18 protein-coding genes are annotated in these 22,122 nt (G+C 56.2%); 16 read left to right on the plus strand and 2 right to left on the minus strand.

Annotated features, from left to right (window positions below):
* Positions 1 to 1,005: 1,005 nt before the first annotated feature.
* On the minus strand, positions 1,006 to 1,377 hold the full coding sequence (locus SBL51_RS20895; RefSeq protein ID WP_317933103.1) for a hypothetical protein: 372 nt from the start codon (positions 1,375 to 1,377) through the stop codon (positions 1,006 to 1,008).
* 208 nt (positions 1,378 to 1,585) lie between these two features.
* Here SBL51_RS20895 and SBL51_RS20900 point away from each other — a divergent pair, with 208 nt between their 5' ends.
* Together SBL51_RS20900 and SBL51_RS20905 are read left to right on the plus strand one after the other, a co-directional pair.
* The gene (locus SBL51_RS20900) at positions 1,586 to 2,155 is read left to right on the plus strand and encodes a YfiR family protein (RefSeq protein ID WP_317933104.1); all 570 of its coding nucleotides are present in this window, start codon (positions 1,586 to 1,588) and stop codon (positions 2,153 to 2,155) included.
* 64 nt (positions 2,156 to 2,219) lie between these two features.
* Positions 2,220 to 4,592 carry an EAL domain-containing protein gene (locus tag SBL51_RS20905; protein WP_317933105.1) on the plus strand — a complete coding sequence of 791 codons (2,373 nt, stop codon included), beginning with the start codon at positions 2,220 to 2,222 and terminating at the stop codon, positions 4,590 to 4,592.
* On the opposite strand, the gene SBL51_RS20910 is transcribed toward SBL51_RS20905, so the two are convergent.
* Positions 4,576 to 5,808 (minus strand): beta-propeller fold lactonase family protein, encoded by a 1,233-nt coding sequence (locus SBL51_RS20910; protein WP_317933107.1) that lies wholly within the window; start codon positions 5,806 to 5,808, stop codon positions 4,576 to 4,578. The genes SBL51_RS20905 and SBL51_RS20910 overlap by 17 nt on opposite strands.
* Before the next feature lie 168 nt (positions 5,809 to 5,976).
* Here SBL51_RS20910 and SBL51_RS20915 point away from each other — a divergent pair, with 168 nt between their 5' ends.
* From SBL51_RS20915 to SBL51_RS20980, 14 genes are all read left to right on the plus strand, one after another.
* The gene (locus SBL51_RS20915) at positions 5,977 to 7,308 is read left to right on the plus strand and encodes an aspartate aminotransferase family protein (protein ID WP_317933108.1); all 1,332 of its coding nucleotides are present in this window, start codon (positions 5,977 to 5,979) and stop codon (positions 7,306 to 7,308) included.
* 228 nt (positions 7,309 to 7,536) lie between these two features.
* A complete protein-coding gene (locus SBL51_RS20920) occupies positions 7,537 to 10,041 on the plus strand; it encodes a cation-transporting P-type ATPase (RefSeq protein WP_317933110.1) in 2,505 nt (834 codons plus the stop codon).
* A gap of 61 nt (positions 10,042 to 10,102) precedes the next feature.
* Entirely contained in the window at positions 10,103 to 10,648 is a 546-nt protein-coding gene (locus SBL51_RS20925) for a peroxiredoxin (RefSeq protein ID WP_317933111.1), read from the plus strand.
* A gap of 227 nt (positions 10,649 to 10,875) precedes the next feature.
* A complete protein-coding gene (locus tag SBL51_RS20930) occupies positions 10,876 to 11,601 on the plus strand; it encodes a thermostable hemolysin (RefSeq protein WP_317933112.1) in 726 nt (241 codons plus the stop codon).
* Positions 11,602 to 11,604: 3 nt separating this feature from the next.
* Positions 11,605 to 13,233: an AMP-binding protein gene (locus SBL51_RS20935; protein ID WP_317933113.1), complete on the plus strand. Its 1,629-nt coding sequence runs from the start codon at positions 11,605 to 11,607 to the stop codon at positions 13,231 to 13,233.
* 48 nt (positions 13,234 to 13,281) lie between these two features.
* A complete protein-coding gene (locus tag SBL51_RS20940; RefSeq protein ID WP_317933114.1) occupies positions 13,282 to 13,965 on the plus strand; it encodes an iron-containing redox enzyme family protein in 684 nt (227 codons plus the stop codon).
* A gap of 48 nt (positions 13,966 to 14,013) precedes the next feature.
* A complete protein-coding gene (locus SBL51_RS20945) occupies positions 14,014 to 14,796 on the plus strand; it encodes an SDR family oxidoreductase (protein ID WP_317933115.1) in 783 nt (260 codons plus the stop codon).
* 118 nt (positions 14,797 to 14,914) lie between these two features.
* Positions 14,915 to 15,550, plus strand: coding sequence for a hypothetical protein (locus tag SBL51_RS20950; RefSeq protein ID WP_317933116.1), 636 nt, complete (start codon positions 14,915 to 14,917; stop codon positions 15,548 to 15,550).
* Positions 15,551 to 16,372: 822 nt separating this feature from the next.
* Complete coding sequence (locus SBL51_RS20955; RefSeq protein ID WP_317933117.1) at positions 16,373 to 17,035, plus strand: response regulator transcription factor; 663 nt, start codon at positions 16,373 to 16,375, stop codon at positions 17,033 to 17,035.
* Between the two features lie 6 nt (positions 17,036 to 17,041).
* Positions 17,042 to 18,346 carry a sensor histidine kinase gene (locus tag SBL51_RS20960; protein WP_317933118.1) on the plus strand — a complete coding sequence of 435 codons (1,305 nt, stop codon included), beginning with the start codon at positions 17,042 to 17,044 and terminating at the stop codon, positions 18,344 to 18,346.
* 8 nt (positions 18,347 to 18,354) lie between these two features.
* Complete coding sequence (locus tag SBL51_RS20965) at positions 18,355 to 18,711, plus strand: cupredoxin domain-containing protein (protein ID WP_317933119.1); 357 nt, start codon at positions 18,355 to 18,357, stop codon at positions 18,709 to 18,711.
* A complete protein-coding gene (locus SBL51_RS20970; protein WP_317933120.1) occupies positions 18,711 to 19,499 on the plus strand; it encodes an FTR1 family protein in 789 nt (262 codons plus the stop codon). Before SBL51_RS20965 ends, SBL51_RS20970 begins: the two co-directional genes overlap by 1 nt.
* The gene (locus tag SBL51_RS20975; RefSeq protein WP_317933121.1) at positions 19,496 to 20,242 is read left to right on the plus strand and encodes a hypothetical protein; all 747 of its coding nucleotides are present in this window, start codon (positions 19,496 to 19,498) and stop codon (positions 20,240 to 20,242) included. Before SBL51_RS20970 ends, SBL51_RS20975 begins: the two co-directional genes overlap by 4 nt.
* 1,318 nt (positions 20,243 to 21,560) lie before the next feature.
* Entirely contained in the window at positions 21,561 to 21,935 is a 375-nt protein-coding gene (locus SBL51_RS20980; protein WP_317933122.1) for a hypothetical protein, read from the plus strand.
* The last annotated feature ends 187 nt before the right edge of the window (positions 21,936 to 22,122 follow it).

The following is a 22,122-nucleotide window of genomic DNA, read 5'->3' on the forward strand; positions in this document are numbered from 1 at the left end:
CTGGCAGCAGGACTGTTGCGCCCAGGGCACTCCTTGTAGGGATTGCCTGGGTCGCTGTCTAAAGCTATCTGGACAGTCCACCTGCGCCTCTTTGGTTACTGCCGGCAGAGGTGCGGCCGGCTAGGGATTCACCAATAAACGGTGCGAGGTGGTTAACGTTGGTATACCGCCTGCGCTAATTTATTGGTCATCTTTGTTAGGCGCTTCTATTGGCCTCTTTTATTGGCCTCTTTTATTGGGTTCGGCATTTTGGTCTCCTAGCCGTTACCGGCGGTAAATGCCTACGCGGCCTTTTGGCTGCTCTGTTTTTAACTCATCACCTTTGACGGGGCGTTACTTGCCCAGCGTCATTTGCCATGTGCCGCTTGCTCGATTTTTCCGATCATCTCGGCTAAACCAATTGCTCCTGTGTGAGTGTGGGCAAGTAAGGTGTGCGGGTAAGGCTTATTACGAAAACACTGTTAGCAACAACAGAACTGCCATTGCCAATATCGTTAGGCTCATTGCCATTTGCTTCCGTATTTATTTCGATTTTTTGCTATTGCTAACCGCTGCTTACGGTAGAGTGCCGACCGTCATCCTACTGCGGTGGCGCCACAAATTTTGCAATGGCGTGACAGTTGTATTCAGTCGATATTGTTGTCAACTCTGACTAAAACTCCATGCCGCCCTAAAACAATTTTTGATAAGCCTGCCGAAATCATCCGCACCTGCCAATTTCAGCAGAAAAGTAGGCTTTTAACGGTTCTCTGTTTGCAGTTACATGAGAGTCTGCTAACACTAAATTTAGGTTCACTGTTTTTTGCCTAACTGCACTGCTTTTTCCGGCAAAAAGTAATTGGTTGTCGGTGCCTGTTAGAGTCAGGTTGCAAAGGCGAATGTGTAGTAAACGAGGCGGTAACGGCTTTCCTCACTCGCAAAAATAGCAGTATTGGTAAAATGTGTGCTCTTTAACCCTATTGCGGGCGTGTTAATAAACACGATTTTTTGTTAGTGCCAGTTTCGCTACCAGATTGTAGCGGTGGCGTTAAATTTCTCTGACGGTAAAGCGAAAAACCATTGGTCGCCGGCGAGAGTGCTTAAAACTCGGGTTGTAAAATGGGCAGTCCATTGGTTAATGGTTGCAATTTTATGCGCCAATAAGATTTTTTTGTGAACCAAGCCCAGTGCTTTTGAAATTTTTATGTCGAAAGGTTTTAAAAGTCTGGAGGTGGACTGGATGTCTGCCAAAGATTGGCTCAGTGGTTGCCTTTGTTGGCTGAGCTCTTCAGTGAATGCAGTGACTAAATTGCGCATTTGGTTATAATTGCACGCTGTCCAATGGTTGTTCGTTGGGATTTTAATTGTTGGGCTGACGTTGCCGGCGCGAAAAAGCACTGGTTGATGATTCCAATGGCTGGAGTGACTTGGGGTTATTGGAAAAAGGTACGGCCCCTAGCCATGCCTTTACTAACGAACGGCTTTGGAGCGCCTAAGTTAAAATGTCTTCTCTGCAGAGCTTTCTGCCTATCAGCCCTAGTGCCTGTTCAGCAAACGATCGCAGTAATTGCACCTACAGTTTCCTGCGCGGGGTCATCACATCGTGATGTATCGGCCAATCGGTAGCACTGGCAAATTGTTCGGTCGCCGCTGGTTTGTCGCGATTTTCATCTCCACTATTACTCTCCTCTGTGGCTTTTTCTCAAGCTTTTCTGTCGCCGAAAGTCGTTCCGAAGCGGAAGTTCGAGCGGCGGTTATCGCCGGTCTGTTGCGTTTTACCCATTGGCAAAATCCGGGCAATGGTCGCATCTGTATCGTTGGTGATGCGCCCAGTGCTGCGGTTTTGCTACAGGCGGCCGATAAAATTCGCCTCGCTGGCGAGCCGGCCAGTGTTGAGCGGGTAAAAGATTTCACGACCACGGCGGAGTGTCAGGTAGTGGTGATAGGGCCACTGCCGGCCAACACTTTGGCAAGCTACAGCAAGCCGCCGGAGGCCAACCAGCTGGTCATCTGTGATAAGTGCGATAACAGTCGTCAGTTCGTCGATATCGAATTGATTCTGCGCAGTGGTCGCATGGCTTTTAATGTCCATCTGTTCGATCCCGATACCTCTCCCATTCAATTCGGCTCTGCCATGCTGGAGTTGGCCAACAGTATCGAGGTACACAAACATTAATAACGCGACGATTGTAAATGGTAGTGTTTTCCGCCAGTCGATTTACAAGCGGCTGCAGCGGATTGTGCTTGTCACCCTGGTTATCTGTCTGTTGATGTCGGCCATCGCCGTGCAGTTTTCTCAACACTTTGTTGCGCGCAAGGTGTTGGCCGAGGAGTTAAATGCAGTTGGGCAGTTGTTGGGAGAGCGCTCCATTGCCGCGCTGATATTCAGTGATCGCGATGCCGCCGCCACCAACCTGGCCAGTGCCAGTAAAATTCCCTCGGTTGACCGCCTCTGTCTGTACGACAGCCAGGGTCATCTGTTCAGCTACTACGAAAGTGCCCTGGGTGGTGTTAACAACTGCTCGCCCTTTATCGATTACGCCTTTCAATCCGGCGAGTACGAATTTACCAGCCAGCGGCTGCGTTTATACCTCTCTATTAATAGCACCGATGAGCAGTTTGGTTACCTGGTGCTCGACAGTAATCTGGAAAATCTCTACCTGATTCTGGTGCGTAATATCGGCATCTTTTTTGTTATTTTTCTGGTCAGTTGTTATCTGGCCTATCTGATTTCCAGAGCCCTGCTGCGCAAAACCCTAGATCCACTTAATCGCCTACACCAACATACACTGAAAATTTCGCAAAACCCCTCCGAGGTGCAGAGTTTTCAGTTTAATACCAGTTATGCCGACGAGATCAGCGACCTGGCGCGGGCCTATGGCACCATGCTCGATACCATTGCCGGAGAGCATCGCAGCCTGCAGGCATCGGAGGCGCGCTTTCGCAGCCTGGCGGAAAACTCACCGGTGGGTATCTATCTGCAGGAGAGTCGCTCTGGTCTCGTCTACGTTAATAAAAAATGGCGACAGATTACCGGCCTGGAAAGCAATGAAAGTGTTGAGGCCTTTCACCGGTTGATTGTCACCGCCGACCAGGAGAAGTATCGTCAGCACCTCTCCCTGGCGATCGACTCCGGCACGCCCACCCGCGTGGAGTATCGCATTGCCAAATATGGCGAGCGGGAGATGATCCTGTTGGAGCATATCTCGCCGGTAAAAGAGGGCGATCGTATCAGTGGTGTGGTCGGCTCGGTGATGGATATTTCCGATCTGAAAAACGCCGAGCAGGAGCTGAAAAATCTCGCCTTTTACGATCCGCTCACCGGCCTGCCCAATCGCCGTTTCTTCCGCGATCATCTCAATTACCGAATTGCCGAGCTGTCAAAGGCGGGTGGTTACGTCAGTGTGTTAATGATCGACCTCGATAATTTCAAAGACGTCAACGATTCTCTCGGCCACGACGCCGGTGATTTCCTGCTAAAACAGGTAGGCAAGCGGTTGCGCGAACAGGTGTTTGCCGAAGACGTGGTGGCGCGTTTGGGTGGTGATGAGTTTATTATTTTGCTTGAGCGCACCGACCGCTTTGAAAAAATCGAGCAGATTGCCAACCGCATTCTCGCGGAAATTCTACAGCCACTAACGATTGAACATCAGCGGGTGGATGTCTCTTGCTCCATTGGTGTGGCCCGTTTCCCGAACGACGCCGGCAGCGCCGAAGATCTGATTCATCACGCCGATATTGCCCTCTACCAGGCCAAGAGCAAAGGCAAAAACTGCCTGGCCCACTTTACCCCCAACTTAAATGCCGCCATCCAGGAAAAAATCCGCATAGGCCGTAAATTCCGCTCGGCGATCACCGCAGGCGACCAACTGCAGGTCTACCTGCAACCACAGTACGATGTGCACAGCCAAACCTACTTTGGTGCCGAGGCATTGCTGCGTTGGTTCGACCCGGATGAGGGGTTTATCTCGCCCGCCAAATTTATCCCTATTTTGGAGGAGAGTGGGCAGATCGACGAGTTGGGTAAACGGGTGTTGCGTGATGTATTGGAAATTATCACCCGCGAGCAGAGCCTGCTCGACAAAATTGGTATTAAAACCATCTCGGTAAACCTCTCCGCCAAGGAGTTCTACCACAAAAATCTGGTGAGTAACCTGGAAGGGATATTGGCTGAATATCAGGTGCCGGCCTCCTGGCTCGAGTTTGAAATTACTGAGTCGATGGTGATGGCCGATGCCAAGCGCGCCAGCGACAATATCGAGCGCCTCTACGATATGGGTTTTCGTTTGTCGCTGGACGATTTTGGTACCGGTTATTCGTCGCTGGCCTACCTGAAAAAATTCCGTATTCACCAGCTTAAAATCGACAAAAATTTTGTCGACGGCCTGCCCAACGACGCTAACGATCGCGCCATTACCGAATCGATTCTGGCGATTGCCTCCAAGCTCGACCTGGAGGTAATCGCCGAGGGGATCGAAACTCCGGAGCAGAGCGACTACCTCTATGGCCAGGGTTGCCGGCGTATGCAGGGCTACCTCTACGGCCGGCCCATGTCACTGGCACAACTGCGTGTCTGGCAGCACCAGCTGCACGTCGTTAAAGAGGCGCGCTAAAGCCCAGTAACACCAATTTTTGCGCGCGCCGGCCACGGCTCACCTCGCTGGTGTAGAGGTTGCCGCTGGAGTCGGTGGCGACACTGTGCAGCCAGGTGAACTCACCCGGTGCCCGGCCGTTGCCACCAATAGCGGCCAGTAGCTCCAGGTTCTCCCGCCAGTAGATCCAGATCTTGCCGTTGGCCATATCGGCAATGTAGAGGTAGCGCTCATCCGGTGAGAAGGCGACATCGGTGGCCGAGCCGGGGCCGCGGCTGTCGGGGGAGACGGCCAGGTTGGCGACGAACTGCATGCGCCCCGCACTATCGGCTTTGAAGATCTGTACGCGATTGTTGCGCCGGTCACACACATAGAGCAGGCCATCGCTGGCGCGGTTAACGCAGTGCATGATGTCACCAAAGCTGGCCGACTCCGGGTTGCCACGCTCCTCGCTCACCGCCTGGCTGACATCAAACTGCCCCGCCCGAACTCCCGCTGGTGGCCGGCCGTAGGCACCCCACAGCTGATCAAAACGATGGGCGCGGTTGTCGAACTGGATCACCCGGCGGTTGATGTAGCCATCGGCGATGGCCAGTTGGCCGCTGGCCGGGTCGTGAAAAATATCGGCCGGGTTGCCGAGCAGCTCGGGGTCGCTATTGCCGCCGGATGCCCCGCGCCGGCCATACTGCTGGCGGAACTTTCCGGTTTTGGAGAAGTTGAGTACCACATGGTCGTCGCCACCATTGCCCGCCAACCAGACGCCATCGCCGTCGACGAACAGACCATGGACATTGGCCGGCCATTGGTTGATGCCATCCAGGATAGGGGCCAGGGCTTCACCACCCCAGCCGCGCAATAACTCACCGGTTTGCTTGAACTGTAAAACATGGGGCGCCGTCTGGCAGCGGTCGCCACCCCGGGCTTCGGCAGCGGCGGCCAGATCCTCGGCACTCACCGAATTGGGCCGCTGCAAAATCCAGATGGTATCGTCACTATCGACCGCCAGACCGCTGACCTGGCCGAGCAGAGTGCCGGCGGGCAGTTGTGGCCAGTTGAGGTTCGCTTGAAATTGCGGAATGGGGTATTTGTCCGCAATAAAGATCTCCATTACCAGAGGTACTGTGTTGTCCTCGGCGCGGACTTCAATAGGCGCCAACTCGATCAGCAGAGCGGCGGCAAGGGCGACATAGGCGGCTGGGAGCAAGGGCTTGTTGGTAGAGAGGTTCAGACTGCTCATGCATACTTCCTGTGGAGTCTTAATTGCGGGCTGCAGCCCCGTAATTGGCGGCCTTTGCCTCTGTGAAAAAAATAATCCCGGCGCCAGTGGTGGCCTCATAATATAATTTGCGCAGCACGCCAAAGGGGTTAGACTCGGCGGGTTGTAGTAAAAACAGGAGATCACCAAATGGGTGACAAGCTCGCCGGCCTAACCCCAGAACAGTTGGCCGCTCACTGGATGCCCTTCACCGGCAACCGTCAATTCAAGCAAGACCCACGCATTGTGGTGGCCGCCGAAGGCTGCTACTACACCAGCGCCGACGGCCGCAAAATCTTTGATGGCCTCTCCGGCCTCTGGACCTGCGGCGCCGGCCATGGCCGCACCGAAATCGCCGACGCGGTGGCCGCTCAGGCCCGGCAGCTCGATTACTCCCCCGGCTTCCAGTTCGGCCAGCCGAAGAGTTTCCAACTGGCGGAAAAGATCACCCACTTTATGCCAGACGGTCTTAACCGGGTCTTCTTCACCGGCTCGGGCAGTGAATCCGCCGACACCTCCATGAAGATCGCCCGCGCCTATTGGCGCAAGAAGGGGCAGGCCAGCAAAACCAAATTTATCGGCCGGGTGAAAGGCTACCATGGCGTTAACTTTGGCGGCATCAGCGTCGGCGGCCTGCCGGCCAACAAAACCTGGTACGGCGCCGCCATCGAGAGCTACCACCTGCGCCACACCCTGCTGCCGGAGAACAAGTTCTGCAAGGGCGACCCGGAGGTGGGCGCCCACCTGGCCGAAGACCTGCTCGATGCCATCGCCCTGCACGATGCCAGCAATATTGCCGCCGTTATCATTGAGCCTATGTCCGGCTCCGGTGGGGTTATTCCTACCCCCAAAGGCTACCTGCAGCGCATCGCCGAGATCTGTAAAGCCAACGATATTCTGTTGATCCTCGACGAAGTGATCACCGGCTTTGGCCGCCTCGGCTACAATACCGGCGCCGAGGCCTACGGCGTGGTGCCCGATATGATCAACGTCGCCAAGCAGCTCACCAACGGGGTGATCCCCATGGGCGCGGTGATCTGCCAACAGGGCATCTACGACACCTTTATGGAGACCGGTGGTCCCGAATACCAACTGGAGCTGCCCCACGGCTACACCTACTCCGCGCACCCGGTGGCCTGTGCCGCCGGCCTTGCCACCCTCGATCTGCTCGAGCGCGATGACCTGGTGGCCAAGGCCCGCGCTTTAGTGCCGGTGATGGAGGAGCATGTTCACCGGCTGAAGGGGTTGCCCTGGATCGATGATATCCGCAACGCCGGCCTGGCCAGTGCCGTCGCCTTTGCGCCGGCACCGGGTGAACCACTGCTGCGCCCGTTCCTGGTGGCGATGAAGATGTGGGAGAAGGGTTTCTACGTGCGTTACGGCGGTGACACCATCGCCATCGCGCCGCCCTTTATCAGCCAGCCGCAAGAGCTGCACGATGTATACGCGGCCTTAGGTGAGGCGATTACCGAGCTCGCTTAGGCGACTCGCCGGCGGTGGTGTCACGGCTCGCCGCCGCCGGATCGAACAGCCACCGCCGGGCTCAACAGCCATTACTGTTAACCAATCCCCGCTGTTACCCCTTGCACTCGCTTGCGTAGCGTTCTTGCCAGCTTTGCGCCTGGTGCGTCTACAATGCTGCCCTGGTAGGCGTCCCCGCCGTCGCGAATGTGTTGTAGCATGGTCGCCTCACTTCCGTCGGGGCTCCTCATGCAGCGTTCTGTTCCCGTTCAACGACTGATTGATGCCCTCGACCCCCAACGCGGCTTGTCGGCCGAGGAGGCGAGTGCGCAACGCCGGCTGTATGGCCTGAACACTATTGTCGAGGCCTCCACCCCCCGTTGGCAGCTGCTGCAGGATACCCTCAAAGATCCCATGCTCTGGTTTTTGCTGGGTACAGCGTTGCTCTTTCTGCTGCTGGGCGACATTGTCGAAGCCATCACCCTGTTACTGGCCGTCATTCCGCTGATCGGTATGGATCTCTTTCTGCATCGCCGCACCCAAGCTGCCACCGAGAGCCTGCAGAGCCAGCTGGCCAGCCACGCCCAGGTGCTGCGTGAGGGGCAGCTGCTGACCGTGGCCGTGGCCGAATTGGTGCCGGGGGATCTGGTCTGTTTGGCGGCGGGGCAGAGTGTACCCGCCGATGGCATTGTGATCGGTGGTGATGCGCCACAACTGGATGAGTCGGTACTCACCGGTGAATCCTACCCAGTGCGCAAGCGTGCTCTGGCCGAGCTGGCCTCGCAAGCCGCCGAGCTACCGGTGGCGGCCGAGCACTGGCTCTTTGCCGGCACCCGCCTGCTGACCGGCAGCGCTTCGCTGCGGGTGGTCTTCACGGGCGGCGAAACCCTCTACGGCGAAATAGTTGCCACCACTGCCCTTGGCCGCCGGGAGCGCACACCGCTGCAGGCGGCCATCGGCAATCTGGTGCAGGTGCTGCTGATCGCCGCCATCCTGCTGTGCGGGGTTTTGGCCTGGGTAAGGTTGCGCCAGGGGTTCGGTGTTATCGATGCCATTCTGAGCGCCGTGACTCTGGCGGTGGCGGCGTTGCCGGAGGAGTTTCCGGTGGTGTTCACCTTCTTCCTGGGGGTGGGGGTCTATCGCCTGGCCCAGCGCCGGGCTCTGGTGCGACGGGCGGTGGTGGTGGAGAATATCGGCCGGGTCTCCTGCATCTGCTCCGATAAAACCGGTACCATCACCGAGGGCCAGCTGCAGCTGGCGCACACCTTTGTTAATGGCGACGTTAATAGCGACTCTCCGCTCAAGGCCGCCCCCTTGGTCAATACCGGCGAAAGCGACGGCGCGTTGCTGGCCACGGCCGCCCTGGCTTCGCGCCGGGAGACGGGCGATCCCTTGGACCTGGCCATCTTGCAGGGCCGGGAGCCTGAGGCTCGGGCTTTGCTGGTGCAGACCTTCCCCTTTACCGAAGATCGCAAGCGTGAAACCGCCATCTGGCGAATTGCCGATGGCTCCCTGTTGGCTGCGGCCAAGGGGGCACCGGAGACCATTTTTGCCCTCTGTTCACTTACCAGCGATGCACTCAACCACTGGCAGCAGCAGGTGCAATCCCTGGCCGCCACCGGCCACAAGGTGATCGCCTGCGCCGCCCAGAGTTTCAAGGTGGAGAGCTGGCTGGGCGGTGAGCCCGATCGCGGTTTTGTCCTGCAGGGGCTGTTGGCTTTTGAAGACCCGGTGCGCGAAGGGGTCAGCGAGGCGATCGACCACTGCCTGGCCCGCGGTATTCGGGTGGTGATGGTTACCGGTGACCACCCCAGCACGGCCCAGGCGGTGGCGCGGCAGATTGGCCTGGGTAGGGGGGATCCCAGAGTAGTGACCGGCAGCGAACTGGATGGGTTGCTGGCCCGGGGGCCGGCAGCGCTGGCGGGAGTTGATGTGGTGGCCCGTGCCGTGCCGGCCCAGAAGCTGCACCTGGTGCAGGCTTTTCAAAGGGCGGGAGAGATAGTCGCGGTGACTGGCGATGGCGTTAACGATGTGCCGGCGCTGCAGGCGGCGGATATTGGCCTGGCCATGGGTGAACACGGCACCCGCAGTGCCCGGGAGGTGGCGGCCATCGTCCTGCTCGACGACAATTTCCGCACCATCGCCCAGGCCATCGCCGAGGGACGGCAGCTGTTTACCAACCTGCGCCTGAGCTTTGCCTACCTGCTGATGATCCATATTCCGCTGGTGCTGTCGGCGGCGCTGATCCCTCTGGCCGGCTACCCACTGCTCTACCTGCCCATCCATATTGTCTGGCTGGAGTTGATTATTCATCCCACGGCGCTGCTGGTGTTTCAGTCGCTGCCGGCGGCACCCAGGGCGGCACTGCCCAGGCGGCCGTCTTTGCACTTTTTTGGCCGCCGGCAGTGGCTGGTAATCGCGGCGGTGGGGGCGTTGATCTCCGGCCTGATTATTCTTGGTTATGGCCGCAGCCTGGGGGCTGGCGGGAATGTCGAGCACGCCCGGGCCATGACTTTGGTAATGCTCACATTTGCCAGCGCCACAATTACCGTTATCCTGAGCCGCCTGGCCACCCGTTTGGCGCGTACTCTGGTGGCGGCTACGCTGCTGACCAGCCTGCTGTTGGTGCAGATGCCGCCCCTGGCTGCCCTGTTACACCTTGCGCCCCTGCACCTGGATGACCTGTTGCTGAGTGTCGCCGGCGGTGTGCTGGTGGCGGTAACCGCAGCACTTGGTCGTTTTGGCCGGGTATAGCGGGGCGGTTATCTAAGCGCGCTAACAACGAAGCGAATTACCCCATGAACTGGAGAGAATCATGATTAAAAAATTGAGCCAACTGCTGCTCCTGCTCAGCCTGTGCAGCTGTTCAATTATCGCCCCGGCCGGGCTTACCACCGGCAATCAGGCGCCGGATTTCACCCTGCCGGGCTCTCTGGCCGGGGAGGATTTCACCTTCCACCTGCAGGAGGCGCTCAAACAGGGGCCGGTGGTGGTCTACTTCTACCCGAAGGCGTTCACCTCCGGTTGTACCGTAGAGGCCCATGAGTTTGCCGAAGCCAGCGACGACTTCGCCGCCCTGGGTGCCCGGGTGGTGGGGGTCTCCACCGACGATATCGCCACCCTGCACGAGTTCTCGGTGGAGGAGTGTCGCAATAAATTTGCTGTACTGGCCGACCCGGCCGGGGAGGTGGTACACGCCTACGACGCCAAGCTGAAGGGGATGAACATCGCCGACCGCATCTCCTACGTGATCGCTCCCACAGGAGAGATCCTCTACGTGCACCAGACCATGGAGCCGAAAAGTCATATCGCTGAAAGCCTGCGGGTGATCAAGGAGTGGCGCGCAGCCCAGGGGCAGTAGCTGCCGCCACAGGGCTCAGGCTTGGCGAGGGGGCTGCCACCTCGTCAACCCGTCGTTCACAACCCCTCGTTCACAACCCCTCGTTCACAACCCCCCCAATTAACTTTTCTCCCGTTTTTTGATCCAGTTAGCAAAAAACCACAACCTTAAGCCCCCTCTTAAGACTCTCTTAAGTCCCCCCATCTAGTCTCATCATCACACCAATCTTTTATGACCGGGACGCGATTATGACCAGCACTACTCTAGCGTTAGCCAACAAGCCAATGGTGCGTGGCGGGCACTCCGCGCCCAACTTCCAGGTGCGAATACACAGCCACGGCAGCGATCAGCGCGACCAGCTTGAGGGCTATATCGCCGACCAGTTTGCCAAGGTCCACGGCGCCCGCGTCTCCAACTTTCTGCCACTGTTGTTAGCGCTCTCCGAGCAGGCTGGTAACACCGCCGGTGTCGTGGGGCTGAAACCCGGTTACGCCGGCCAGATGTTTCTTGAGCACTACCTGCCGAAGCCGGTGGAGCAGTGCGTTGCCCAGGCGCTTGGCCAGCCCATCGACCGCGCCGGCATGGTGGAGATTGGTAATCTGGCTGTCGCCCGGCGCGGCAGCGGGTTTGTTCTATTTGTGTTGATGAATGCCATTTTGGAGCAGGCCGGTTTTCAGTGGATGGTGTTTACGGCCACCTCTGAGGTACAGCGGCTGATCTCCCGCCTCGGCTTCGAACCCCTGGCCCTGGCACCGGCGAGTATTGATCAGTTGGGTGACGAGAGTGGTGATTGGGGCGAGTACTACGCCAACAATCCACAGGTGATGGTTGGCAGCGTGGCCAAGGCCAAGGCTATCTTCGACGTCAGCCCTGGCCTTAAACAACTGGCCGAGCCCTATCGCCCGCTGATTGCACAACTGGCCTCGCACCTGCGCGACCACCGTCGCTTCTGTGCCCGGGCTGAGGTCGCCTAAGCTATGACTGGAGTGTTAGAGCGGTTACGTTTTATTGCCGAACTGGTGCCTGCCGAGCAGATTGCCGTCGCCGATGACCAGGCGGCGCTCACCTACCCACAACTGATTGCCGCCATCGCCAGCATGAGCGAGTGGCTTGCCCACCAATCCGCGCGGGTGGTGGCTATCCAGGCCGATAACGGCATCCCCTGGCTGTTGGCCGACCTCGCCTGCCAGGTGACCGGTAAGGTGGCACTGCCTATTCCCGGTTTCTTCCAACCCGGCCAGGTACAGCACTGCCTAAAGGAGGCTGGTGCCGAGTTGTTGCTGAGCGATGAACAGCCCGAGGAGAGCAGTACCTTTGACAATCTGTTTGATGCCCCGCTCGGCGACCCACCGGCCGGCCATCAGCAACTGCAGCCGCTCTACGCCAGCCGCTTAAATGTGATCAGCCGCTCGACCATGCTGCCGGTTGGTACTGGCAAAATTACCTTTACCTCCGGCTCTACCGGCACCCCAAAAGGGGTCTGCTTGAGTACCGACCACCAATGGCAGGTGGCCGAGTCTCTGGCCGAGGTGATCCACCTGAAAAGCCCACGCCATCTCTGCCTGCTGCCGTTGGCCACCTTGCTGGAAAACGTCGCCGGTATCTACGCGCCGCTCTTATCGGCGGGTACTGTGCTCCTGCCGAGTGCCAAGGTGCGCGGCCTGCAGGGCAGTAGTGGCCTCGATAGCGGGCGCCTGCTGGCCACCATCAGCCAACAACAGCCCAACTCTCTGATTCTGATTCCGCAATTGCTGATGGCGCTCACCTATGCTGCTCGCCTGGGTTGGCAACCGCCGACCAGCCTGCGCTTTATCGCCGTTGGTGGCGCCCGAGTGGCGCCGGGGCTGATCGACCAGGCGCGCCAGCTGGGCCTGCCTGTGTATGAGGGCTATGGCCTCTCTGAGTGCGGCTCGGTGGTGGCATTAAACACTCCCAGTGCCGACCAGCCCGGTAGCGTTGGCCAGATTCTGCCGCACTGCCAGGTCTCCCTGGAGGAGGGTGAAGTGTGGGTCAGTGGTGCCAGTTTCTTAGGTTATGTGGGCGACCCCGCCAGCTGGTACCCGGAGCAGGTGGCCAGTGGTGACCTGGGTGAGTTGGAGGGCGAACGTCTGACTCTGTACGGCCGCCGCAAAAATCTGTTGATTACCGCTTTTGGCCGCAATGTCAGCCCGGAGTGGATTGAAAGCGAACTGCACCTCAACCCCGCCATCCGCCTGGCAGTGGTGGTGGGAGATGGTCGCTCCCATCTGAGTGCGCTGATTAACAGCGACCTCAACGATCAGGCGCTGGAAGAGTGGCTGGCCACAGTTAACAGTCAGCTGCCGGACTACGCCCAGGTGAAGGCGTGGTTGCGGGTAGCCCCCAACGACTGGCAAGGGCTGCTTACCGATAACGGCCGACCCCGGCGCGATCGTATCAACCAGCGTTTTGCCGAGTTGATCGATGGCCTTTATCTATTGGATGAAGCGCTACTCGATGAAACGCCCTTGGTCGAACCCGGCAGCGACTCATTGGGCGAACCCGAGAGCGATAGCCAAGCCAGCAGTGAAACCTCCGGCGAAAGCGAACCGCTGGTCGCCAGCGGTGCCCGCGCTACCTTGCACTAATCGGCAACCGCACCGCCCGCGCAGAGAGATTCAGTAAGAGAGACGAATATGAGTTTTTATGAGCAACTGCAAACCGACACCGCCCGCGAACGGGAGTACCTGATGAGCGCGCCCATTATTGGTCGCGCCATGCAGCAGGAGGTGGTGTTGGAAGAGTATGTGGCCTTTCTGGCCCAGGCTTACCACCATGTGAAACACACCGTGCCGCTGTTGATGGCCACCGGTGCCCGTATCGGTTTTGACCAGGAGTGGCTGCGCGAAGCGATTGCCGAGTACATCGAAGAGGAGACCGGCCACCAGCAGTGGATTCTGAATGACATTGAACACTGTGGTTTCGACGGCCAGAAGGTGGCCGAAAGCCTGCCCAACTTCGCCACCGAACTGATGGTGGCCTACGCCCACGACACCATCAACCGCGTTAACCCGCTCGGCTTTTTTGGCATGGTGCAGGTACTGGAAGGCACCTCCATTCAGATTGCCGACTACGCCGCCGATGCCATTCAAAGCAAGTTGGGCCTGCCCGACCAGGCCTTCTCCTATCTGCGCTCCCACGGCGCCCTCGATCAGGAGCATGTGAAATTCTTCGCCAATTTAATGGATCGGATCGAAAGCGAAGCCGATCGCCGGCAGATACTGCACTGTGCCAAGCGCTTCTATCACCTCTACGGTGATGTCTTCCGCAGTATCGACGCCGACCAGGCCCAGGCCTTCCGCAAGAGTTCGGCGGCTTAGGATGACCACCGGAAAATCATTGAGTGGGTTGCCCCAGGAGCGGACACCATGAATTTAAGCAATAAAACCGTATTGATTACCGGCGCCACGGGGGGGATTGGTTCGGCCATTGCCCTGCAGATGTCGGAAGCGGGGGCCAATCTGTTATTGACCGGCCGCAACCCGGAAAAATTGAAAGTCCTTAAGCAGCAGATACCTAGCGCCGAGCTGTGCGTGGCTGACCTGGCGCAAAGTGCCGACCGCGCCAAGTTGGTGACCAAGGCCCAGCGGCTGATGGTCGATATTGTGATTAACGTCGCCGGCGCCAATGAGCTGGCCCTGTTGAGCGACACCAGCGACGATAAAATCGCCCAGCTGGTGCAAACCAATCTCACCACGCCTATGCTGCTCGCCCGCGATCTGTTGCCGCAGCTGAGTGCACGGCCCGAGGCGGCCATTGTCAATGTCGGTTCGATTCTTGGCAGCATTGGCTACCCCGGCTCCACCCTCTACTGCGCCACCAAATTTGGCTTGCGCGGCTTTACCGAGGCGCTGCGCCGGGAGCTGGCCGACAGCCACGTGGCGGTGATCTACTTCGCCCCGAGGGCTACCGCCACCGCCATGAATGCCGATAAAGCGGTCGCCATGAACCAGGATTTGGGAGTGGCGATGGATGCACCGGAGTGGGTAGCGGAGCAGCTGGTCAATCTGTTAAAACGGCGCCGGCCACACAGTGCCTATCTGGGTTGGCCGGAAAAACTGTTTGTTAAAATCAACGGCATTCTGCCCAAGCTGGTGGATGGCGCACTGTTAAAGCAGCTGCCGATTATTCGTCGTTACGCCGGCCAGTAATTGCTGCCGCAAACAGAGCCTAACCGGCACAGCAACAACTGAAAAATGTAAAACAACAACACAATTAAAAAGAGAAGCAACCACAACTAACCCGTGGCGCGATTGCAGAGGTGACATCATGAGACAAACATTAGCGATTCTTGTACTGAGTGTGCTCAGCCTGGTGGGGGTAGATGCCCTGGCCGACCCACATACCCAACTGCAGGCCGACTGGGCCAAGGCCAACTATCTTCTGCAGGGCGATGAAAAACTCAACCTGTTTGAAAAATTGCTGGCCGAAGCCGACGCCGCCAAGCAGGCCAACCCCAAAGATGCCCGCGTCTTTATCTGGAGCGGTATTATCAACTCCAGCTATGCCGGTGCCAAAGGCGGCCTGGGTGCGTTGAAATTTGCCAAGCAGGCCAAGCGTGACCTGGAAGCGGCCATGGCCATCGATGAGAGCGCCCTGCAGGGCTCGGCCTTTACCAGCCTCGGGACCCTCTACTTCAAAGTGCCCGGCTGGCCAATCGGTTTTGGTGACGATAAAAAGGCAGAAACCATGCTGAAAAAAGCCTTGGCTATTAATCCCACGGGTATCGACTCCAACTACTTCTATGCCGACTACCTCTACGCCAAGGGCGATTACGAAGCAGCACTCAGGTACGCCAAGCTGGCCGAGCAGGCGCCAGCCCGCCCCGACCGACCGGTAGCCGATGAGGGCCGCCACGGCGAGATCTCTGAGCTGCTGCAGAAGATCTCTGCCAAGCTGATTTAATTGCGAAGGCCGCTGCAACCGAGTTTTTCCCCAACGGTACAAGGACGTACCACCCTTATTCCCAGCCACCCTCGCCCGCAGTAATGCTAAACTGACTGGAACCCGGCCCCGTATTCGGGGTCTTTTTTTTGATGCTCAGTAACCTCAGGCCTGCTATTTCACCGAAAATATTTTAGGCTTACCGGGCCGATATATTTTATGGCGGCTGCAGCCTGCAGAAACGAAAAGCAAAACAGGGAAATAGCGAATACCGCCCCCGCTTGCGCGAGCCAACACGGAGCCTCTGCCGGGTTGGCGACTTTTGGGGAATGCAGAACGCCTTGGGCAAAACTTAAAAGCGCTAAAGGGAAATGGGTAAACAGCGAAATACCGCCCCCGCTTGCGCGAGCCAACACGGAGCCTCTGCCGGGTTAGCGACTTTTGCCCAATGTAGGAGGCCTTGGGCAAAACTTAAAAGCGCTAAAGGGAAATGGGTAAACAGCGAGATACCGCCCCCGCTTGCGCGAGCCAACACGGACCTGTGCCGGGTTGGCGACTTTTGGGGAATGCAGAACGCCTTGGGCAAAACTTAAAGGCGCTAAAGGGAAATGGGTAAATAGCGAGATACCGCCCCCGCCTGCGCGAGCCAACACGGAGCCTCTGCCGGGTTGGCGACTTTTGGGGAATGCAGAACGCCTTGGGCAAAACTTAAAAGCGCTAAAGGGAAATGGGTAAACAGCGAGATACCGCCCCCGCTTGCGCGAGCCAACACGGACCTGTGCCGGGTTGGCGACTTTTGCCCAATGCAGGACGCCTTGGGCAAAACTTAAAAAGAAGGTAACCATGAAAATCCTGCTGGTCGAAGATGATGTTGCTCTCTCCAATGGCTTGGTGCGCGTACTTACCGCCGAAGGTTATATCGTCGAGGCCTGTTTTACCGGCCAGGCGGCACTGGATGATTTAACAACCGTCGAGCCCGATATGGTGGTGCTTGACCTGGGTCTGCCCGACATGGACGGTACTGAGGTGCTGGCTAAAATTCGGCGCACCCAGCCGAAACTGCCGGTGATGATTCTCACCGCCCGCGACGACATCAACGATAAGGTGGATGCCCTCGATCTGGGTGCTGACGATTACCTCTGTAAACCCTTCGCTATTGAGGAACTCTCCGCCCGCTTGCGGGTGCTGTCGCGGCGGGTGGGTACCGCCAACTCCAGCTGTATTACCAGCGGCAGTGTCACTCTCGATCTGGCCAGCCATATGGCCAGCATCGATGGCGAGCCGTTAAGCCTAACCCGCCGTGAATACAACCTACTGAAAGCGCTAATGGAAAATGCTGGCCGCATTCAAACCAAAGAGGGGTTGGAGAACAAACTCTACGGTTGGGGCGATGAGATCGCCAGCAACACCGTGGAGGTACACATCTCCAACCTGCGCAAGAAATTACCGGAAGGGTTTATTCAAACCGTGCGCGGCGTTGGCTACAGCGTAAAAAAATCTCAGTAGCCGCCTGTGCGATCGATCCGCCGTTACCTGGCCATATTGCTGCTCTCCACCATCTGCTTGGCGAACTTTCTGGCGGCGCTGACCGGCTACCAAAAGGGGATGGAAGAGGGCAACGAAATTTTGGATAGAGAGTTATCTGAAGAGAGTGCCTTCCTTGCCAATATGCTTACCCAAGGGGTGGCGCTGCCGCAAAACTACACAGATGAAAACTACCTCTTCCGGCTGTGGCAATCCAACGCGGGCCGCGACTGGGCGGAATCTGAAACGGTCTTTTCCTTGGCGATTGGCGAGCCGGGTTATCACTGGCTGAGCTTTCGCGGTGAACGCTGGCGGGTACTTACCGTCAATGAAAATGACCACACCATTTTGGTGGGCCGGCGCGATGCCCGCTACCGCCACATTATTGAACAGATGATTATCGAATCGATTCTGCCCATCATCTGGATGCTGCCCCTGCTCGGTATCATAATTTGGGTGATCGTCAGCTACGGCCTGGCACCGTTGAAATCCCTGGCGAAATTGCTGCAGTCACGCAACGCCGCCAACCTGCAGCCCTTCCCCCTACGCGGTTACCCAAAAGAGATGACCGTGGTGGTCTCGGCAATTAACGTGTTAATGCTACGCCTGGACGACGCCTTCAACCGCGAGCAGCAGCTTACCGCTGACGCCGCCCACGAACTGCGTACCCCACTCACAGCTTTAAAATTGCACCTCTACAATTTAAAAAGCGAGCTGCAACTCGACAACGACAACATCTCCGCTACCGAGGCAGCCGTGCTGCGTATGGAAAACTCCATCGAACAGATTTTGGCGTTGCACCGGCTAACGCCGGAGAAGCTGGTGCGCGAGTCGGAGTTGATCGACCTTACCGCGCTTATCAAACAGGTGATAGTCGATCTCTACCCGGCGGTAGAGAACAAACAGCAGACGATTGAACTGTTGGCTGAAGATGTGACCGTGAAAGGTGACCATTTTGCTCTGCAGACCCTGGTGAAAAATTTAATTGATAACGCCATAAAATACGCGCCGGAGGCTGGTAGTATCAGCGTTCATCTGCAGCGGGTGGGCAAGCTGGTGAGCCTCTCGGTGGAGGACTCGGGCCCGGGTATTCCCGTGGCCGAGCGCGAGCGCGCCTTCGATCGCTTCTACCGGGTGGGTGGTGATCGCCACCCCTCGAAGGTGGTGGGTAGTGGGTTGGGGCTGGCTATCGTCAAACAGATTGTGCAACTCCACAAAGGCGAGGTTACTCTGGGCCAGTCGGCCGAGCTGCATGGTCTGAAAATTACGGTCAATTTGCCGGAGGCAAAATAACAATCGGTATGATCCACTCTCGACAACAACACTCGCTGCTCTGGCGCAGCCTGCTATTGGCCGCGGCCCTATTATTGAGCCAGGTAGCCGTGGCGGCGCCGGTGATAGAGCTGCACATTCGCGACCATCTCTTCTACCCGGCGGAGTTGATGGTGCCGGCCAACACCAAAATAAAATTGGTGGTCATTAATGAAGATGCCACCGCCGAAGAGTTTGAAAGCTACGAGCTCAATCGCGAAAAGGTTGTGCTTGGCAACAGCCGCGCGGTGATTTTTATCGGCCCACTGGCGCCCGGTGAGTACCCCTTTTTCGGGGAATTTAATCTCTCCACTGCCCAGGGCAAAATTATCGTGAAGGACGAATAATGCTGTTAGACGCGGTCATTATTGTATTGCGCGAGACTCTGGAAGCCGGCGTGCTGATCAGCCTGCTGTTGGTGCTGCTCAATACTCGCCATTCCGCTTTGTGGGTACTGCCGGCGTTAGTATTGGGGTTGGTCGGCTCTTTTGTTTATATGTGGCAGTTGCCGGCGGTTTCCACCTGGTTTGATTACGTTGGCCAGGAGGTGGTCAATGCCAGTTTGCAGTACCTTATCTTTATTCTGCTGTTGGTGCTGTTGGCTCTACGCTCCTCGCCCTGGTTTGCCAAAACCGAGTTGGTCGCCAGCCTGGCAGGGGTGATGGTGGCGCTGGCGATTATTCGTGAAGGGGTGGAAATTCTGCTCTTTTACAGCGGTTTTTGGCATTCGGATGAGGGCTTTATTAAGCCGCTGCTTAGTGGCTTTATCGGTTTGATGATCGGCTTTAGTGTGGGTGGTATTGTCTACTACCTGCTTTTGCCTCTGGCTGAAAAGCTGGGCGGCTTGCTGGTGCGCTTGGTGCTCACCTTTGTGGCCGCTGGCATGGTCTCCCAGGCCACGCAACTGTTAATGCAGGCCGACTGGCTGCCCACCAGCCTGCCCATTTGGAACAGCAACGGCTTGTTGCCGGAGCAATCTCTCGTTGGCACCCTGGCCTACGCTGTGCTCGGCTACGAATCGACCCCCACCGCACTGCAGGCGACCATCTACTGGGGGGCAATTATTCTGGCGACGGCCGCACAACTGGCCACCCAGCTCTTTTTTAATTCTGTAAAACCGACGGATTCGCAATGAACTGTTATCGTCACCTACTCCTAAACGCTCCCTCTTTGCCCAGTGTTGTCAACCGGGTTGCATGGGCTTTGGTCATCAGCAGTGCCAGCCTGGTCAATTCGGCCTGGGCCGATGGCCTAACCGTGGATAAAATCTACGACCCCTACGTGCAACCCCTGGAGCACGAACTGGAATACCGTGTTATTCACGACGATACCAATAACCTGCAGCTGCATAAATTTGGTTACGGCCAATCAATGAGTGACCGTTGGTTTACCGAGGCCTACCTGTTGGTGCAGGATGGGGAGCACCGTCGCTCAGAGACTGAAGGCTTCGAGCTGGAGAGCAAGTGGCAGCTCACCGAACAGGGCGAATACAACAACGACTGGGGCGTGATGGTGGAGCTGGAACGCGAATTTTCAGCCAATATCTGGGAGGCCGCGACCACGCTGATCGTCGCCCATGAGTGGAGCAACTGGTGGGCAGTGGCCAACGGCTCTGTGATTTACGAGTGGGGCAGTGGTAGTCAGGAAGAGCTCGAAACCGAATTCAACGGCCAGATTAAATACCGCTACCGCCGCGCCTTTGAGCCCGGCTGGGAACTGTTTTTAGCCCAGGATACCCGCGCAACCGGCCCGGTGGTTATGGGTAATGTCCGTATGGGTGGCCGGAAGGGATTTTTTTGGCAAGTGGGGGCCTATGCTGGCTTGGATAATGTCACGCCGGATACAACCGTTAAGGTGAATCTGGAGTTTGAATTTTAACGGCTCTTTCCCTCTCCTTTGCTGGAGCTGTTCGGGATTGTTGGGGGTGATGCTAAACCATGTTCCCAACACTCCATCGCTTTCAATTAGCCCATTCATGCGGCAGTAGGCCGTTAACATAGCAGGCACTGCGCACCTTTTAATTCCCACGGCGATTGCCCAGTTCTACTTAAACTTCAACACTTCCCAGCTAAAGCCCTGCATCAACATGGATACAGCTGTTTGCACCTGTAAAATTTGCCAGTGTAAGAGCCGATTTATGGTGAGCCGTTTCGCCAACTCTCAAGGTTTATGGTCACCACCAAAGTCCAATGAACCAATTTCCAAGCTGAGAAATTAATAAAAGGATAAACAGTCGCGGCGATGCCGTTTTTAGCACAAAAGGAAAGCTAAAGCGGCGACGCCGGATGGCTTAACTACTCATAAAAATCACTGCAGAAAGCGTTATTCGGCTGCTTTCGGCAGTACGGGCTAAAAATAAGCGTTAGCGTAACGCAACTATTCAACACAATTAGTGAGAGTGTGTATAAGCTCGAAATCAATCCATAAAACTAAGGAGTTTTGCAGGTGGGGCTTGGGTGTGTACCCATAGAAAAATACAAAGTCTGAATATAAATACAGTATAGGCGACGCGTAACTCCTCTTGTAAACTCCAAAAACGCGAAACTATTTCGGTGATCCCGGGCTAGGCTCGGAAATAAGGTTAATACCAAGATAATTCAAGCACTTAGCTAAGGGGTATTTTTTGGGATAGGCGAAACGATTTCGCTTTTTCCAGAACAGGAAAAACGTAAAGCTCTAGAGGCCACGAATAACGGGGGCTTCAGAGCTTTACAAAAATTTACGAAAAAATCATGCGAAATGGAAAAAGCGAAACTGTTTCGTTGATTCAAATGTTAAGTGTCAAAGGAGTTCAACCATCAAATCGGAAGATAAATTATTAAAGAGGCTTAAGGGGCTTGTAGAAAACGAAGATCTAGAGATTTCTAGGCTCGTAAAAAGGCAGGCTGTATTTTATTGGCTTGGTTGGCTGCTTATAGCTACCTCAATTATTCAGGCAATTTCAATTGAGCCGGCAATCCCCCCAGGAGCTTCTGCGATTTTGGGTGTGGTTGGTGGTTATTGTTTTTGTGTGGCCCTCTATCTACGTTCATCTATTAAGCTGTGGCCATATTTTAAGCAGTATATTGATACCACAAAAGTATCTGGCAGTGTCTGCAATGAAAACACTTAACAAGGCGGTGTTGTCGCCTTCGGCTGGGACTGCCATTCCGCTGGCGCTCCATGTCAGCCCCAAACCGCGGCGTTAGCACTCAATATGAAACGAGCATTACTTATCATTTTTACCTCATTCCTTTGTTCATGTGATTCAGGTGTGGAATGGAAAGATAGCCCTTATGAGGTGATATGGATTGATACGAGTGATAACCGAACACTGAATCACGAAATAAGTGAAAATGCCTCAATCGGTCGAGTTGAAGCAGAAGTTATAGCTGTCGGAAGCAACGAAAAATATGTAGTAGCCAAACAAAAACCAATTGGTGGTGGTTCTATCTCATATTTCTACATTGATCGAGCTAAAGATGATAAATACTTAAACTGGGATGAAATTACTCAAGGGCCATTCTCAGAGTCTAGGTTTTTGCAACTAAAAACTGAATTAGGCCTTCCAGAGTTTAGCAAGGAGTTTTAATGCAAAGTGCTAACAAGTGCAGGCATTGGACGTCCACTGCGTGGCCGCCCATGCTGCAAGCGTTATGCGCAGGGGATAGATCATGAATGATTCACTAAAACTTGCATCGTTAATATTCAATGTCATAGGGATCTTCGCATCAATAGCAGTCGCCATTATTTTATTTTTTCTTGTTGCGGGGTTGTTT

Source organism: Halioxenophilus sp. WMMB6 (assembly GCF_033283405.1).
Taxonomy (GTDB): Bacteria; Pseudomonadota; Gammaproteobacteria; order Pseudomonadales; family Cellvibrionaceae; genus Halioxenophilus.